This is a genomic window from Streptomyces sp. 891-h (genome assembly GCF_022760275.1).
In the GTDB taxonomy this organism is placed as follows: Bacteria; Actinomycetota; Actinomycetes; order Streptomycetales; family Streptomycetaceae; genus Streptomyces; species Streptomyces spirodelae.
In genome coordinates this window covers 3,635,185-3,650,522 of sequence record NZ_CP050693.1, presented here as the reverse complement: position 1 = coordinate 3,650,522, position 15,338 = coordinate 3,635,185, and the positions used below count along the sequence as shown (strand labels likewise).

Genomic DNA, 15,338 nt, shown 5'->3' with positions numbered 1-15,338 from the left:
TCGTTGTGGGCAATCGTTCCGCAGGGCGGAACGGGTGGGCACAACGAGGGGGCACCTGGCAACGGTGACGCACCCCCACCGGGCGGCGCCGCCCAGGCGGGTGCCCACAACGAGGGGGCGGGGCTCGGCCCCACAGCGTGAGGGCTTACTTCGCGAAGCCGTACGACAGGAGCTTCTTGGCGTCGGTCGTTCGTTTGGCCGCGGAGGACGAGGCCAGAACGGTGCCGATCACCGTTTTGGAGCCCCGCTTGGCGGCGAAGACCAGGCAGTACTTGGCCTCGGGGCCGGACCCGGTCTTGACGCCGAGCGCACCGGAATAGCCGCCGAGCAGCGGATTGGTGTTCCGCCAGTTCATATAGCGGTAGCCACCACTCTTGGTGATTGTCTTCTGCTTGGTGGAGCGGGTCTTCACGATCGCGCGGAAGGTGGCATTGCCCATGGCGTTGCGGGCGAGTTTGGTCAGGTCGCGCGGGGTGGAGTAGTTGCGCCCCTTGCCGATGCCGTCGAACGAGTCGAAGTGGGTGTTCTTCAGCCCCAGGCTCCGCGCGGTGGAGTTCATCTTGCCGATGAAGGACTTCACCCGCGCCTTGCGGCTGCTGCCCTTGCCGAAGGTGTCGGCGAGGGCATAGGCGGCATCGCAGCCCGAGGGCAGCATCAGGCCGTAGAGGAGCTGGCGGACGGTGACCTTGTCGCCGACGATCAGCCGCGCCGAGGAGGCGGTGTTGCGGACGATGTAGTCGCTGTACGCCTTGCGGATGGTGACCTTGCGGTTCAGGTTGAGGTTCTTCTGGGCCAGTACCACCCGGGCAGTCATGATCTTGGTGGTCGAGCCGGTGGAGCGCCGGGTGTCGGCGGCCTTGGTGTAGAGGCTCCTGCCCGTGCCGCTGTTCATCACATAACCGCCGCGGGCGGTGATGGACGGCTTCTTCGCCGTGACGGCGGTGGCGGGGGACGCCGTGGCGGCCGGGGCGGCCAGCGCGCCCGTCGTCAGCACGGCTGAGGAGGTGAGCACCACCGTGACGACACGGTGGGTGCCAGCAATGCCAGTTTTCACTTCTGTCAGCTCCAAATGCCGCTGCGGTGCGGCTCGTTGGGCGGGTACCCGGTGCCGGGAGCGGCCGGGAACTAAGAAGGATCGTAGACGTTTTCAGCTTGAGCGGAATAGACTCAACTTGTTGCATGCTGTAGGTAGCAAGAGCTCGTCTGGGGGCGCTTACCAGTCAGCACTGGCACCGGAGAAGGAGCGCAGGAAGTGGACGCGGAGCTGACCAACAAGAGCCGGGAAGCGATCAGCGCGGCGAACGACCGCGCGGTGAGTGACGGCCACCCCGACATCACCCCGGCCCATCTGCTCCTCGCCCTGCTCACGGGCGAGGAGAACGAGAACATCCAGGACCTGATCGCCGCCGTCGAGGCCGACCAGGCGGCGCTGCGCTCGGGCGCCGAGCGGCAGCTCGCCGCGCTCCCGACCGTGCAGGGCCAGACCGTCAGCCGCCCGCAGGCCGACCGCGACCTGCTCGCCGTCATCGCGGACGCGGCCCAGCGCGCCAAGGACCTCGGCGACAGCTTCGTCTCCACCGAGCACCTGCTGATCGCGCTGGCCGCCAAGGGCGGGGCGACAGGCGAGCTGCTCCGGCAGCAGGGTGCCGACGAGAAGAAGCTGCTGGACGCCTTCAGCGCGCAGCGCGGCAGCAGGCGGATCACCAACCCGGACCCGGAGGGCACCTACAAGGCCCTGGAGAAATTCGGCACCGACCTGACCGCCGCGGCCCGCGAGGGCAAGCTGGACCCGGTCATCGGCCGGGACCAGGAGATCCGCCGCGTGGTGCAGGTGCTCTCCCGTCGTACGAAGAACAATCCGGTACTGATCGGCGAGTCGGGCGTCGGCAAGACCGCGGTCGTCGAGGGGCTGGCCCAGCGCGTGGTGAAGGGGGATGTGCCCGAGTCACTGCGGAACAAGCGGCTGGTGGCGCTCGACCTGGGCGCCATGGTGGCGGGCGCGAAGTACCGCGGTGAGTTCGAGGAGCGGCTCAAGACCGTGCTCTCCGAGATCAAGGAGAGCGACGGCCAGATCATCACCTTCATCGACGAGCTGCACACGGTGGTCGGCGCGGGCGCCGGCGGCGACTCGGCCATGGACGCAGGCAACATGCTCAAGCCGATGCTGGCCCGCGGCGAGCTGCGGATGGTCGGCGCCACCACGCTGGACGAGTACCGCGAGCGGATCGAGAAGGACGCCGCGCTGGAGCGCCGCTTCCAGCAGGTGCTGGTGGCCGAGCCCACCGTGGAGGACTCCATCGCGATCCTGCGCGGGCTCAAGGGGCGCTACGAGGCGCACCACAAGGTGCAGATCTCCGACGGCGCGCTGGTGGCCGCCGCCGCGCTCTCGGACCGCTACATCACCTCCCGTTTCCTGCCCGACAAGGCCATCGACCTGGTGGACGAGGCCGCCTCCCGGCTCCGGATGGAGATCGACTCCTCGCCCGTGGAGATCGACGAGCTCCAGCGGGCCGTCGACCGGCTCAAGATGGAGGAGCTGGCCCTGGAGAAGGAGACCGACCCCGCCTCCGTGGAGCGGCTGGAGCGGCTGCGCCGTGAGCTGGCCGACAAGGAGGAGGAGCTGCGCGGCCTGACCGCCCGCTGGGAGAAGGAGAAGCAGGGCCTCAACCGCGTCGGTGAGCTGAAGGAGCAGCTGGACGAGCTGCGCGGACAGGCCGAGCGCGCCCAGCGCGACGGCGACTTCGACACCGCCTCCAAGCTGCTCTACGGCGAGATCCCGGCCGTCGAGCGGGAGCTGGCCGCTGCCACCGAGGAGGAGGAAGAGGCCAAGAAGGAGGCCGCGGCCGGCCAGGGCGAGAAGGGGAACAAGATGGTCAAGGAGGAGGTCGGCTCGGACGACATCGCCGACGTCGTCGCCTCCTGGACCGGTATCCCGGCGGGCCGGCTGCTGGAGGGCGAGACGCAGAAGCTGCTGCGGATGGAGGAGGAGCTCGGCAAGCGGCTGATCGGCCAGACCGAGGCCGTGCGTGCCGTCTCCGACGCGGTGCGCCGCAGCCGGGCAGGTATCGCCGACCCCAACCGCCCCACCGGCTCCTTCATGTTCCTGGGCCCCACCGGTGTGGGTAAGACGGAGCTGGCCAAGGCGCTCGCTGACTTCCTCTTCGACGACGAGCGCGCGATGGTCCGTATCGACATGAGCGAGTACGGCGAGAAGCACAGCGTCGCCCGGCTGGTCGGCGCGCCGCCCGGCTACGTCGGCTACGAGGAGGGCGGCCAGCTCACCGAGGCGGTGCGGCGGCGCCCGTACAGCGTCGTACTGCTGGACGAGGTGGAGAAGGCGCACCACGAGGTCTTCGACGTGCTGCTCCAGGTCCTGGACGACGGCCGGCTCACCGACGGCCAGGGCCGCACGGTGGACTTCCGCAACACCATCCTCATCCTCACCTCCAACCTGGGCAGCCAGTTCCTGATGGACCCCCTGGAGAAGGAGGACGAGAAGCGGGAGCAGGTGCTCGCGGCGGTGCGCGCCGCCTTCCGGCCCGAGTTCCTCAACCGGCTGGACGACCTGGTGGTCTTCTCCGCGCTGGCCGGGGACGAGCTGCGGCGCATCGCCCAGCTCCAGGTCGACGCGCTGCAGACGCGGCTCGCCGACCGGCGCCTCACGCTGGATGTCACCCCTGCCGCGCTGGACTGGCTCGCCGTCGAGGGCAACGACCCGGCGTACGGGGCCCGCCCCCTGCGGCGCCTCGTCCAGACCGCCATCGGCGACCAGCTCGCACGGGAGATCCTGGCCGGTGAGGTGCGGGACGGCGACACCGTGCGGGTCGACCACGTCGAAGGCTGGGACGGCCTGATGGTGGGCGCCGCCGCGGGCGGCTGAGCGCCGGCCGCGCGGGCTGCGCACGGGGCGCCGGGCGCGCCCGTGGGGCAGGGTTGTCATTGCGGGGGGCGGGTGCGGGAGGATGGGAGGAGCCGTATGAAGGGAACACCCACGTGAGCATCGACCCGTCCTCGATCCCGAACTTCGGGGGCCAGCCCGAGGAGCCGGAGGAGTCCGGTCCCACCGGACCGATCATCCCCGACCAGGACCTCGTCAAGCAGCTCCTGGACCAGATGGAGCTGAAGTACGTCGTCGACGACGAGGGAGACCTCGCGGCGCCGTGGGAGGAGTTCCGCACGTACTTCATGTTCCGGGGGGAGGCGGAGCAGCAGGTCTTCTCGGTCCGTACGTTCTACGACCGTCCGCACACCATCGAGGACAAGCCCAAGCTCCTCGAGGCCATCGACGACTGGAACCGTCGCACCCTGTGGCCCAAGGTCTACAGCCACACCCACGACGACGGCAGCGTCCGGCTGATCGGCGAGGCGCAGATGCTCGTCGGTACGGGCGTCTCGCTGGAGCACTTCGTCTCGTCCACGGTCAGCTGGGTGCGGGCCTCCATCGAGTTCGACAAGTGGCTCGTGGAGCAGTTCGGCCTGGAGAAGGACATCGACTCCTCCGAGGGCGACGGCGACAGCGCCTGACGCCGGCCGTCGGCACCCCGCAGGCCCGAGGGGCCGGGCGCACCGTGCGTGCGCCCGGCCCCTCGCGCTTTCGCACCCCTGTCACCCGTCAGGTGTCGCGCAGCATCCCGCGCCGGGAGACTCGTCGGCAGAGCGCGGGACCCGCACAGGGGTAGCACGGGGGAACAGGCGGGTCCCGCGCGACGGTGGACGTGGGCGGACTCGGGGGAGCTCGCGGGCGCTGCGGGGTGGCGGGTCAGACGGTGCCCGCCACACCGCGCAGCCGCCGCGCCGCGTCCGCCAGCACTTCCTCCCGCTTGCAGAACGCGAAGCGGACATACGGTGCGCCCGCCTCGGCGTGGTCGTAGAAGACCTGCGTCGGGACGGCGACCACGCCCACCCGCTCGGGCAGCGCAAGACAGAACGCGACGCCGTCGTCGGCGCCCAGGGGGCGGATGTCGGTGGTGATGAAGTAGGTTCCCGCAGGCCGGAAGACCTCGAAACCGGCCTCGCGCAGCCCCGCCGCCAGCAGATCCCGCCGGGCCCGCAGCCCCTCGCGCAGGGCCGTGTAGTAGTCGTCGGACAGCGCCAGCGCCTCGGCGATGGCGTACTGGAAGGGGCCCGCCGAGACGTAGGTCAGATACTGCTTGGCCGACCGTACGGCGCTCACCAGCGCGGGCGTGCCGGTGACCCAGCCGACCTTCCAACCCGTCAGCGAGAACGTCTTTCCGCTCGACGAGATGGTCACCGTGCGCTCGCGCATCCCGGGGAAGCCCGCCAGCGGGTGGTGCTCGCCGTCGAAGACCAGGTGCTCGTAGACCTCGTCGGTGACGGCGAGCAGATCGCGCTCCACACACAGCTCGGCGACGGCCGCCAGCTCCTCGCGGCTCAGCACGGTGCCGGTGGGGTTGTGCGGGGAGTTGAGGAGGAGCAGCCGGGTGCGGTCGGTGACGGCGTCGCGCAGTTCGTCCAGGTCGAGGTGGTAGGCGCCGTCGCGCGGGCGGAGGGTGACCGGCACCCGGGTGCCGCCCGCCATCGCGATGGAGGCGGCGTAGGAGTCGTAGTACGGCTCCAGCGCGATCACCTCGTCACCGGGCTCGACCAGCGCCAGCAGCGAGGCGGCGATGGCCTCGGTGGCGCCCGCGGTGATCAGCACCTCGGTTTCGGGGTCGTAGCCCAGCCCGTAGAAGCGCTGCTGGTGCTCGGCCACCGCGTCGCGCAGCTCGGGGATGCCGGGGCCGGGCGGGTACTGGTTGCCGCGCCCGTCCCGCAGCGCGCGCACCGCCGCCTCCCTGATCTCCTCCGGGCCGTCCGTGTCGGGGAAGCCCTGGCCCAGGTTGATCGCGCCGGTGCGGACGGCGAGCGCGGACATCTCCGCGAAGATCGTGGTGCCGAACCCGGCGAGGCGGCGGTTGAGCAGCGGACGCCCGTGGTCCGGCGTTCCCGGGACAGCAGCTTGGCCAGCAGTCATGGCTGCATCCTCCGGCAAGCTCTTATCTTCCTCAACCCGGCTTTGTGGCCCCGCGGGGCCGGGCAGGAGCCGTCTACACCGGCGCTACACCCGCGGACGGCAACACGGGAGACAGGCAAGGGAGTTGCTGTCCGAGGACTTCGAGGGGGAAGGACAGCACATGTCCCAAGCAGTGGCGTTCATCGGCATAGTGGCCGTCTTCGCGTTCATCGCGGCGCTCGTCAAGTCGGCCGGCTCCCAGCGGTCCGCTCGCTCCGGCCGCGGCGGCGGCTCCTGGTGGGCCGGGGGCGGCGGCAACTCCGGTGGCGGCGGCCACGGTTGTGGCGGCGGTTCCTCGTGCGGCAGCGGTTCCTCCTGCGGTGGCAGTTCGTCCTGTGGCGGGGGCGGCGGCGGTTGTGGCGGCGGGGGCGGCAGCTGATACCCGAGTGCGGGGGCGCGCGCGACGGTGTCCGGCGGCGCACACGGCGGTGCGCGCCGGCCGGGTGCGCGGCAGTGCTCACACCCGGGGAAGGGAACACTTGACCTCATCCATACCTATGGGATGGAAATCCGCAGAACCTGGGTAAAAGCGCTGGGGACGCAGTGCGTTCCGTGATTCGGTGAATCGTGAACTGTCGTCCCCGAGCGCTCCCGGTCCCCCAGCCCGGAGGCTCGGGAGCTCGAGGGGTGGGGCGGCCCACCCTCCCTGCGTGTTTGCGGAGCCGACCCATGCTCACCACCTTGAAGACCGCCTACACCGACACCCGCGCGCACGACCTCGCCTGGGACCTGGGCCGCGCACCCCTGCCGGCCCTGGCCTGCATGGACGTCGAACTGGAGGACACGAACGTGCACTTGCGGCTGCTCGGCGCCTCGCACCAGGTGATACTGGGCGAGGAGTACGGGAACTGTTCCGAGACCGTCGCCTGTCTGCCGGGCCGCAGCACCCCGCTACCGCTGGGCGTCTCCAAACGCTTCGGTGAGTGGGAGTACGAGTTCGCCGCGCGGGTGGAGAGGCTGTCACCCGGCTCCTTCACGGGGCGGGCCCAGGAGTTGCTCGCACTGGTCGCCGACCACCCCAACGGTTTCGCCGGCACCTTTCCCGGGGCGCCGAGTGCCTTCACCGCGCTGCTCGTCCAGCGGCACGAGGGGCAGATCCGCTGGCGCACCTGGCACTCCTACCCCCAGGAGGGCTGTCTGGTCTCGACCCGCACCCGCGTCGCCACCAGAGCGCGGGAGGGGCTGACGGGAACGCCGGGACCGGGCGAGCCGGCCACGGTCCCGCTGTGCGGTCCCGCGATGGCGTGACGGGGGCGGCTGTGCGGCCCCGCGACGGCGTGACCGGGCGGCGCTCGCAGGGCAGGGAGCGAGTGGCTCCGAAGCACCCATGTGAGTGACCGAGTGTGCCCGGATTGTAACGTAACGTGCATTCATGATCGACCGTCCCCAGCCTTACGCGGAGCACGCGCGACTGCCCGTCCCCGCAGGGCTCGGACGCGGCTTCGTCCTCGCCTCGGTCTTCGTATGCGCCGCCTGCGGCCTCGTCTACGAGCTCGAACTGGTCGCCGTGGCCTCGGCCCTGGTCGGCGACTCGGTCACCCAGGCGTCCGTGGTGCTCTCCGTGATGGTCTTCGCGATGGGCATCGGCTCGCTGCTCGCAAAGCGGCTGCGCTGCCACGCCGCCGCGGGATTCGGCTACGTCGAAGCCCTCCTGGCGCTCGTCGGCGGCGGCTCGGCGATGGCGCTCTACGCCTCCTTCGCCTGGCTGGGCGGGGCCCGGGTGGTACTGGTCGTCACCTCCTTCACCATCGGAGTGCTCATCGGCGCCGAGATGCCGCTGCTGATGACCCTCATCCAGCGCATCCGCCAACAGGACGCGGGCGGAGCGCTCGCCGACCTGTTCGCCGCCGACTACGTGGGAGCGCTCGTCGGCGGGCTGACCTTCCCCTTCCTGCTGCTGCCGCTCGCCGGGGAGCTGACCGGCGGACTGCTCACCGGCGTGGTGAACGCGCTGGCCGGCGGCCTCGTCGTGCAGTGGCTCTTCCGCCACGACCTGGAGGGGCGGGCCCGCTGGCGGCTGCTGGCGGCCAACGTGTGCGTCCTGCTGCTGCTGGTCGCCGGCTCCGCATTCGTCGGCCCGTTCGAACGGGCGGCGCGGCACGCCGTCTACGGCGGCGACGTACGGGTCGCCGTCCACACCGCGCACCAGGAAATCGTGCTGACCGGCGGCGCGGGCCGGCACCAGTGGCCCGAGGCCGGCGAGTTGCGGCTGTTCCAGGACGGCAGGCCGGTACTGCGGGGGCGCCAGGCCCGTGCCGTCCGCCGCGCCCTGGTGCGGCCCGCCATGACCGGCGGGCCGCACCAGCGGGTGCTGATCGTCGGCGGTGGCGACGGGCTCGCCCTGCGGGAAGTGCTGCGCCACCGCGACGTACGGAAGGTCACCGTCGTCGAGCCGGACCCCGGGCTGGTGCGGCTCGCCCGGCGCGACCCCGGGCTGCGCGCGCTCAACAGCGGGGCGCTGGACGATCCCCGGGTCCGCCTCGTGCACGCCGACCCCTTCGACTGGCTGCGGGACCGCGGGCGCGGGGAGGCGGTGCCGTTCGATGTGATGATCTTCGCGCTGCCCGCGCCGGGCGGCGGCGTCGGGCCCAAGCTGTACTCGGAGGAGTTCTACGGGGTCGCCGCGCGGGCGTTGGCCGACGAGGGGCGGGTCGCGCTGCGGGCGGGCGCGCCCGGGAGCCGCGCCCGGGAGTTCTGGACGGTTCACGCCACGCTGCGGGCCGCGGGGCTGCGGCCCTGCGTCTCGGCCGGGGAGAGGGGGTTCCTCGTGGCCCGCCACGCGCGGCCGGCTCCACCGGACTGCGAGCTCCTCGCCGACGGGTCCGCGCCCCCCGGGGGAGATCCTCGGCTGCCGCCCTCCACCTTGATGCATCCCCGCTACCAGGGCTGAGGAAGTTGCGGCGCAGTCATAGGTGCGGCGGACTCATGGGTAATAGGCTCCGCCCCATGGAGCACGAGGTGTACGTACCGCTTTCCGTCGGCTCGGTACGAGCCGCCCTCACCGACAGCGCCCGCCTCGCCCGCTGCGTACCCGGCTTCCAGGAGGAGCCGGAAGAGGGCGCCGAGCAGCTCGCGGGCCGCCTCAAGGTGCGGGTCGGCGGTTCGACCATCACGTATCGCGGCACGCTCTCCCTCACTCCGCGCGGCGGCACGGGCAGCGCGGCGGGGCCGGACGCGCTGGAGCGGCTGGAGGTGGCGGGCAGCGGCAACGAGGCCCGCGGTGACGGGACCGTGGAGCTGGCGCTCACCATCGAGCCCCGTTCGGCCGACGACGGCGAGGGCACCGCGCTGGTGTGCGTCGGCACGGTCACCGGCACCGGCCGGCTGGCGGCGCTGGACGAGAAGACGGCGACGTCGGCGGGGGTGCGGCTGCTCGACAAGTTCGCCGCGGCGCTCGGCGAGAGCATCCGGGACGAGCCGCCGGCCGGCAGCCCGGAGGCGGAGGCGGCCGAGGGCGGTGTGGCCGGGGAGGGCGAGGGCGACGAGGGGCCCGTCGCGGGCGGTATCGGCGCGCCGGGGGACAACGAGCGTGCGATCCCCGGTATCCCGGAGCCGGAGCCCGAGCCCGACCGTACCCCGTTGTTCGAGACGGAGGTGCCGCCTTCGTCGCTGGGCCGCGACGACGAGTCCGAACTCGACGCGGCGCAGGAAGGTTACGGCGAGTCGGGTCTGCCCGACGAGGACGGCGGGCTGGGCGCGGAAGCGGCGCACGCGCGGCGCACGATGATCGGGCGCAGCGCGGAGGAGGTGGACCACGCGCCGCCGCGCGGCCGGTACGCCCCGGTCCCGGCCCCGGAGCAGGCGTCCGCGACGGCGACCCTGCGCTGGGCGGCGCCGGCCGCGGCCGTCGTGGTCGCGGGTGCCGTGGTGCTGGGCAGGGCGCTGCGCCGCCGTCGCTGAGTTCCGAGGAGGCGAGCGCGCCGTGGTGGACTGCGGGTCGAGGAGGCGAGCGCGCCGAGGCGGACAGCGGGTCTTGCGGCGGCGCCGCTGACGTCGCCGTTATGGTCGCTGTATGACTGATCTGCCCACCTCCGCAGAAGCCACGTCCGTCGTGCTCAGCGCCCAGGGGACCGAGGTGACGGTCGAACCCCAGCGCGGGTGCCGGCTCGCCTCCCTCCGGGTGGGCGGCACCGAACTGCTGCGCCAGGGGCCGAAGTACGGCGCGTTCGTGATGGCGCCGTGGTGCGGCCGCACCGCGCAGGGGCGTTTCCGCAACGGCGGTGAGATGTTCCAACTTCCGTTGAACGAGGGCACCTCCCGGCCGGAGGCCGCGGGAGGCCCGCATGCCATCCACGGCACGGTGCGGGACGCGGTGTGGCGCCAGGCTCCGGGTGCCACCGGTACCAAGGCGTCGTTCACCTACGACCTGACCGACCCGTGGCCGTGGGAGGGCCGGGTGACGCAGGTCGTCGAGCTGGCCGAGGACGGCGGTTCGCTGACCTTGAAGCTGGCCGTCGAGACGTTCGACGTCTCCTTTCCCGCGCAGGCCGGCTGGCACCCGTGGTTCCTGCGCAACCTCGGCCAGGGCGGGGAGGACGTCCGGATCGACTTCGCGCCCGAGTGGCAGGAGGAGCGGGGCGAGGACCACATCCCCACCGGTGCCCGGATCGAGCCGCGGCCCGGCCCGTGGGACGACTGCTTCGGGATGCCGGGCGGGGTGGATGTCACCTTGACCTGGCCGTCGGAGCTGTCGCTCCGGATGACCTCGCGCGCCGAGTACGTGGTGGTCTACGACGAGCCGGAGGAGGCGGTGTGCGTGGAGCCGCAGTCCGGCCCGCCGAACGGGCTCAACTCCCACCCGCGCCAGGTGACGCCGCTGGACCCGCTGGAGCTGACGACGACCTGGAGCTGGCAGCGGCTGTAGCCGCGAGCTGCCGGACGCATAGGCTGAGGTCTCATGAACGACGACGTACGCGCCGCGCTGCTGCGACAGATCAAGGACAAGGCCGTGGTGCACGGCCGCGTCACCCTCTCCTCCGGTGCGGAGGCCGACTTCTACATCGACCTGCGCCGGATCACCCTCGACGGTGAGTCGGCACCCCTCGCGGGCCAGGTGATGCTGGACGCGACGGCGCATCTGGACTACGACGCGGTGGGCGGGCTCACGCTGGGTGCCGACCCGGTCGCGACGTCGATGCTGCACGCCGCCGCGGCCCGTGGCCGGCACCTCGACGCGTTCGTCGTCCGCAAGGCGGGCAAGGCGCACGGGCTGCAGCGCCGGATCGAGGGGCCGGATGTGGCGGGGAAGCGGGTGCTGATCGTCGAGGACACCTCGACGACGGGGAACTCGCCGCTCACCGCCGTGGAGGCGGCCCGGCAGGCGGGCGCCGAGGTGGTGGCCGTGGCGACCATCGTGGAGCGCGGCGCGGCCGTGGCGATGGAGCGTGCGGGAGTGCCGTATGTATACGCGTTCGATTTGAGTGACCTCGGACTGGCGTAGAAGCCGGCCTCGGAGGCGGCCTGTGGTGGTTTCACGTGAAACCATCGCCGACCTTCATAGTGAATTTGTGAATACCCGCGTCTGGAGCATCCGGCCCCGTCTGGGAAGATGGGCCACGACGATGACGTCGTTCCGTTGAGCCGAAGCCGGATCACCATTACGCACACCCCAAGGAGCGGTCTGATGCCCATCGCAACCCCCGAGATCTACAACGAGATGCTCGACCGGGCGAAGGAGGGCAAGTTCGCCTACCCCGCCATCAACGTCACCTCGACGCAGACGCTGCACGCCGCGCTCCGCGGGTTCGCCGAGGCGGAGAGCGACGGCATCGTTCAGATCTCCACGGGCGGGGCCGAGTTCCTGGGCGGGCAGTACAGCAAGGACATGGTCAGCGGCGCGGTGGCGCTCGCCGAGTTCGCGCACATCGTCGCGAAGAAGTACCCGGTCAACATCGCGCTGCACACCGACCACTGCCCCAAGGACAAGCTCGACGGCTACGTCCGCCCGCTGCTGGCGGTCTCCCGCGAGCGGGTGCAGCGCGGTGAGAACCCGCTCTTCCAGTCCCACATGTGGGACGGCTCCGCCGAGACCCTGAAGGACAACCTGGAGATCGGCCAGGAGCTGCTGGCCGAGGCCGCCGCCGCCAAGATCATCCTCGAGGTCGAGATCACCCCGACCGGTGGCGAGGAGGACGGCGTCACCCACGAGATCAACGACGAGCTGTACACCACGGTCGAGGACGCCGTCCGCACCGCCGAGGCGCTCGGCCTCGGCGAGAAGGGCCGCTACCTGCTCGCAGCGTCCTTCGGCAACGTGCACGGCGTCTACAAGCCGGGCAACGTGGTGCTCCGCCCCGAGCTGCTCAAGGACCTCCAGCAGGGCGTCGCCGAGAAGTTCGACAAGCCCGCGGACAGCCGGCCGTTCGACTTCGTCTTCCACGGCGGCTCCGGCTCCACGGAGGAGGAGATCGCCACCGCGCTGCAGAACGGCGTCGTGAAGATGAACCTCGACACCGACACCCAGTACGCCTTCACGCGGCCGGTCGCCGCGCACATGTTCAGCAACTACGACGGCGTGCTGAAGGTCGACGGCGAGGTCGGCAACAAGAAGGTCTACGACCCGCGCAGCTGGGGCAAGGCCGCCGAGAAGGGCATGGCCGAGCGCGTCCAGGTCGCCTGCGGGAACCTGCGGTCGACGGGCACCCGCCTGAAGTAGTCCGGAGGTCTCTTCGGTACAGGAAGCCCCCGGTGCGCCGGGGGCTTCCTGTGTTCGACTGCCACCATGGAAGCCATCTGGACAAGTGTCGTGGCGGTCGGTGGCACGCTGCTGGGGTCGGTGATCACCCACGTCTTCCAGCGACTCGCCTCGCGGCGCAACGAAGAGTTCACCCGCTCCGAGGCGCTGCGCCAGGAGTGGATAGCCACCTACACCGCGTTCGCGGCGGCCGTGGAGGACTACCGCCACGGCCAGGCCACCCGCTGGTACCGCAAGAGGGAGGACGCGGGCGGGGAGTCGTACAAGGAGGCACGCGACGAGGCGCACCGGCTGCGCACGGTCGCCCGGCAGGCGCTCTACCGGGTCAAGCTGCTCACCCACGACCAGAGCGTCGCCCGCGCCGCCGAGCTCGCCTACCGGCGAACGATGGAGATCTCCGAGGCGAGGGAGGACTCCGAGCACCACAGCCGGGCCCGGGAGGCGCGGGAGGCCATTGAGGCGTTTGTTTCGGTGGCCGCCCGGCTGGTGCGGTGACACCCTCCGCTTGCCGGGGAGGGGGCGCCCCGCTCAGTGCAGATACGAGGCCCCGTTCAGGTCCAGGACCGCGCCCGTCGCCCACTCGGAGCCGGGGAAGTCGGCGGTGAACCAGGCGACCGCCTCGGCCACGTCGCGGGGCTCCGCGATCCTGCCGATGGGGTGGTCGGCGATGATGCGTTCGCCCTCGGGGCCGTCCAGCAGGGGCTGGGTGAGATCGGTGCGGGTGAAGCCGGGGGCGACGGCGGCGACCGCGATCCGGTGCGGGCCCAGGGCCACCGCCAGCGACTGGGCCAGCGCGTGCATGCCCGCCTTGCTCGCGCCGTACGCGGGCACGTCGGGCTCACCGCGGTAGCCGCCCCGGGAGCCGACCATCACCAGCCGTCCGCCCCGCGAGCCCTCCGGGCGCCCGAGCAGATGGTGGACGAAGCACCAGGACAGATGGGCCGCGCCCAGCAGGTTGACATCCAGGGTGCGGCGCCACAGCTGCTGCCACTCCTCCCACGGGGTGGTCGCGACCGGGTGCTCGATGTGCACCGCCGAGTTGTTGACCAGGACATCGACGCCGCCGAGCCCGGCCACCGCGTCGTCGAAGATCCGCGGGGCCTGCTCCGGATCGCCCACGTCCCCGACGACGAGGGTGTGGCCGTCGCCCGGCAGCGCCGCGACGACGGCTTCACCCGCGGCGGTGTCGGCGCGGCAGTGCACCGCGACGGCGTCCCCGCGCTCGGCGTGCACGGCCGCGATCGCGGCGCCGATCCCGGTGGTCCTGGAGGCCCCGGTGACCAGCACCCTCCTGCGGCGGTCCGGCTGCCCCTCCTCGGCGGTCATGCGCTCTCCTCTTCCAGCACGCGGTGGATGCGGTGCGCGGCCTCGTACACGTCCTCGAAGCGGGTGGACAGCGGCGCGGGCGAGACGCGGATACGGTCGGGTACGCCGTAGTCGACCAGGACACCGGCACGCTCGGCGATCAGCGGCACCAGCGCCCGGGCCCGGTCGTGCGCGTAGGTGAGGTGGCCACCGCGTGCGGCGGGGTCGGAAGGACCGGCGAGGCGGAAGCCGTACGGGCTCAGCAGCTCGGCGGCGAGCCGCTGGAACAGACCGGTCAGTGCGGTGCTCTTGGCGCGTATCCGCTCCAGGCCCGCCTCGCCGAGCAGCCGTGCGGCGGGCCGGAGCGCGGCGAGCGAGAGGACGGGCGGGGAGCCGGTGAGGAAGCGGCGGATGCTGGGGTCCGGGTGGAAGTCGTGCCGCATCGCCAGCTGGTCGCGGTGCCCGTACCAGCCCCGCACGGGCTGGGTGAGTCTGCTGTGCAGCTCCTCGCGTACGTACAGCAGCGCGGGCGCGCCGGGACCGCCGCACAGGTGCTTGTAGGTGGAGCCCACCGCCAGGTCGGCGCCGAGTGCCGTCAAGTGCAGCGGCAAGGCACCGACCGCGTGGCTGAGGTCCCACAGCACCAGCGCGCCGGCCGCGTGTGCGATCTCCTGGACGGCGCGCATGTCGGCCAGCGCACCCGAGCGGTGCGAGACCAGCGAAAGCGACACCAGCGCGGCCCCGCCCTCGACGGCCAGCCGCAGCTGCTCGGGCTGCGGGCCGCGGTCCGGGTCGGTCCGGACGAGGCGTGCCTCGCGGCCGTACTCCTCGGCGAGCCCGGTCAGCACGTACTGGTCGGTGGGGAAGTTGTCGTCGTCCAGGACCACGGCGCCCGGCCGGTCGCGGAGTGCGGCGGCGCCCAGCTTGTAGAGGTTGACGCTGGTGCAGTCGGAGGCCACCACTTCGCCGGGCCTGGCGCCCAGCACCGTGACGGCCAACTCGTCGCCGACCCGCTGCGGCAGGTCGAGCCACTGGGTGCGGGCCTCGGCCAGCCGGTCACCCCACTCGCCGCGCACCAGCGCGTCGGTCGCGTCGGCGGTGGCCGCCGGGAGGCGGCCGAGGGAGGCGCCGTTGAGGAAGACCAGCCCCTCGGGAGCGGGCGCGAAGCGGGAGCGGAAGGCCGCCAGCGGATCGGCCGCGTCCCATTGCCGCACGGTGCCCGGGTCGATGGTGGACGCTCGGCGGACGTCCGGGTACAGGTCCTCGTATCCGTGTGTGCCCTGCTGTGTCGTCGTCATGGCTTCCCCCTCATAGCCGTCCCCGCGC

14 protein-coding genes are annotated in these 15,338 nt (G+C 71.8%); 10 read left to right on the top strand and 4 right to left on the bottom strand.

The window, feature by feature from the left end; translation table 11 throughout:
• Nucleotides 1-145: 145 nt before the first annotated feature.
• Nucleotides 146-1,054: a serine hydrolase gene (locus HC362_RS15850; protein WP_243084615.1), complete on the bottom strand. Its 909-nt coding sequence runs from the start codon at nt 1,052-1,054 to the stop codon at nt 146-148.
• A gap of 198 nt (nt 1,055-1,252) precedes the next feature.
• Between HC362_RS15850 and clpB the strand changes: the two genes are divergently transcribed.
• Both clpB and HC362_RS15840 read left to right on the top strand, forming a co-directional pair.
• Nucleotides 1,253-3,880 (top strand): ATP-dependent chaperone ClpB, encoded by a 2,628-nt coding sequence (gene clpB / locus HC362_RS15845; protein WP_243084614.1) that lies wholly within the window; start codon nt 1,253-1,255, stop codon nt 3,878-3,880.
• A gap of 113 nt (nt 3,881-3,993) precedes the next feature.
• Nucleotides 3,994-4,524, top strand: coding sequence for a YbjN domain-containing protein (locus HC362_RS15840; protein ID WP_099883022.1), 531 nt, complete (start codon nt 3,994-3,996; stop codon nt 4,522-4,524).
• Nucleotides 4,525-4,759: 235 nt separating this feature from the next.
• On the opposite strand, the gene HC362_RS15835 is transcribed toward HC362_RS15840, so the two are convergent.
• Nucleotides 4,760-5,974: a pyridoxal phosphate-dependent aminotransferase gene (locus HC362_RS15835; RefSeq protein ID WP_243084613.1), complete on the bottom strand. Its 1,215-nt coding sequence runs from the start codon at nt 5,972-5,974 to the stop codon at nt 4,760-4,762.
• A gap of 160 nt (nt 5,975-6,134) precedes the next feature.
• Here HC362_RS15835 and HC362_RS15830 point away from each other — a divergent pair, with 160 nt between their 5' ends.
• The 8 genes from HC362_RS15830 to HC362_RS15795 all read left to right on the top strand — a co-directional run bounded on the left by HC362_RS15830 (nt 6,135) and on the right by HC362_RS15795 (nt 13,202).
• On the top strand, nt 6,135-6,392 hold the full coding sequence (locus tag HC362_RS15830) for a hypothetical protein (RefSeq protein ID WP_243084612.1): 258 nt from the start codon (nt 6,135-6,137) through the stop codon (nt 6,390-6,392).
• Nucleotides 6,393-6,682: 290 nt separating this feature from the next.
• Nucleotides 6,683-7,261 (top strand): DUF2617 family protein, encoded by a 579-nt coding sequence (locus tag HC362_RS15825; RefSeq protein WP_243084611.1) that lies wholly within the window; start codon nt 6,683-6,685, stop codon nt 7,259-7,261.
• A gap of 124 nt (nt 7,262-7,385) precedes the next feature.
• Nucleotides 7,386-8,903 (top strand): polyamine aminopropyltransferase, encoded by a 1,518-nt coding sequence (locus tag HC362_RS15820; protein ID WP_243084610.1) that lies wholly within the window; start codon nt 7,386-7,388, stop codon nt 8,901-8,903.
• Nucleotides 8,904-8,959: 56 nt separating this feature from the next.
• The gene (locus HC362_RS15815) at nt 8,960-9,913 is read left to right on the top strand and encodes a hypothetical protein (protein WP_243084609.1); all 954 of its coding nucleotides are present in this window, start codon (nt 8,960-8,962) and stop codon (nt 9,911-9,913) included.
• A 112-nt stretch (nt 9,914-10,025) separates the two neighbouring features.
• On the top strand, nt 10,026-10,877 hold the full coding sequence (locus HC362_RS15810) for an aldose 1-epimerase (RefSeq protein ID WP_243084608.1): 852 nt from the start codon (nt 10,026-10,028) through the stop codon (nt 10,875-10,877).
• A gap of 33 nt (nt 10,878-10,910) precedes the next feature.
• Complete coding sequence (locus tag HC362_RS15805) at nt 10,911-11,453, top strand: orotate phosphoribosyltransferase (RefSeq protein WP_243084607.1); 543 nt, start codon at nt 10,911-10,913, stop codon at nt 11,451-11,453.
• 183 nt (nt 11,454-11,636) lie between these two features.
• A complete protein-coding gene (gene fbaA, locus HC362_RS15800; protein WP_243084606.1) occupies nt 11,637-12,668 on the top strand; it encodes a class II fructose-bisphosphate aldolase in 1,032 nt (343 codons plus the stop codon).
• 66 nt (nt 12,669-12,734) lie between these two features.
• Nucleotides 12,735-13,202 carry a hypothetical protein gene (locus tag HC362_RS15795; RefSeq protein WP_243084605.1) on the top strand — a complete coding sequence of 156 codons (468 nt, stop codon included), beginning with the start codon at nt 12,735-12,737 and terminating at the stop codon, nt 13,200-13,202.
• A 33-nt stretch (nt 13,203-13,235) separates the two neighbouring features.
• Here HC362_RS15795 and HC362_RS15790 read toward each other — a convergent pair whose 3' ends face one another.
• Both HC362_RS15790 and HC362_RS15785 read right to left on the bottom strand, forming a co-directional pair.
• The gene (locus HC362_RS15790) at nt 13,236-14,033 is read right to left on the bottom strand and encodes an SDR family oxidoreductase (protein WP_243084604.1); all 798 of its coding nucleotides are present in this window, start codon (nt 14,031-14,033) and stop codon (nt 13,236-13,238) included.
• Nucleotides 14,030-15,310, bottom strand: a complete 1,281-nt coding sequence (locus HC362_RS15785) for an aminotransferase class V-fold PLP-dependent enzyme (protein ID WP_243084603.1) — start codon at nt 15,308-15,310, stop codon at nt 14,030-14,032. The genes HC362_RS15790 and HC362_RS15785 overlap by 4 nt, the downstream gene beginning before the upstream one ends.
• Between the last annotated feature and the right edge of the window lie 28 nt (nt 15,311-15,338).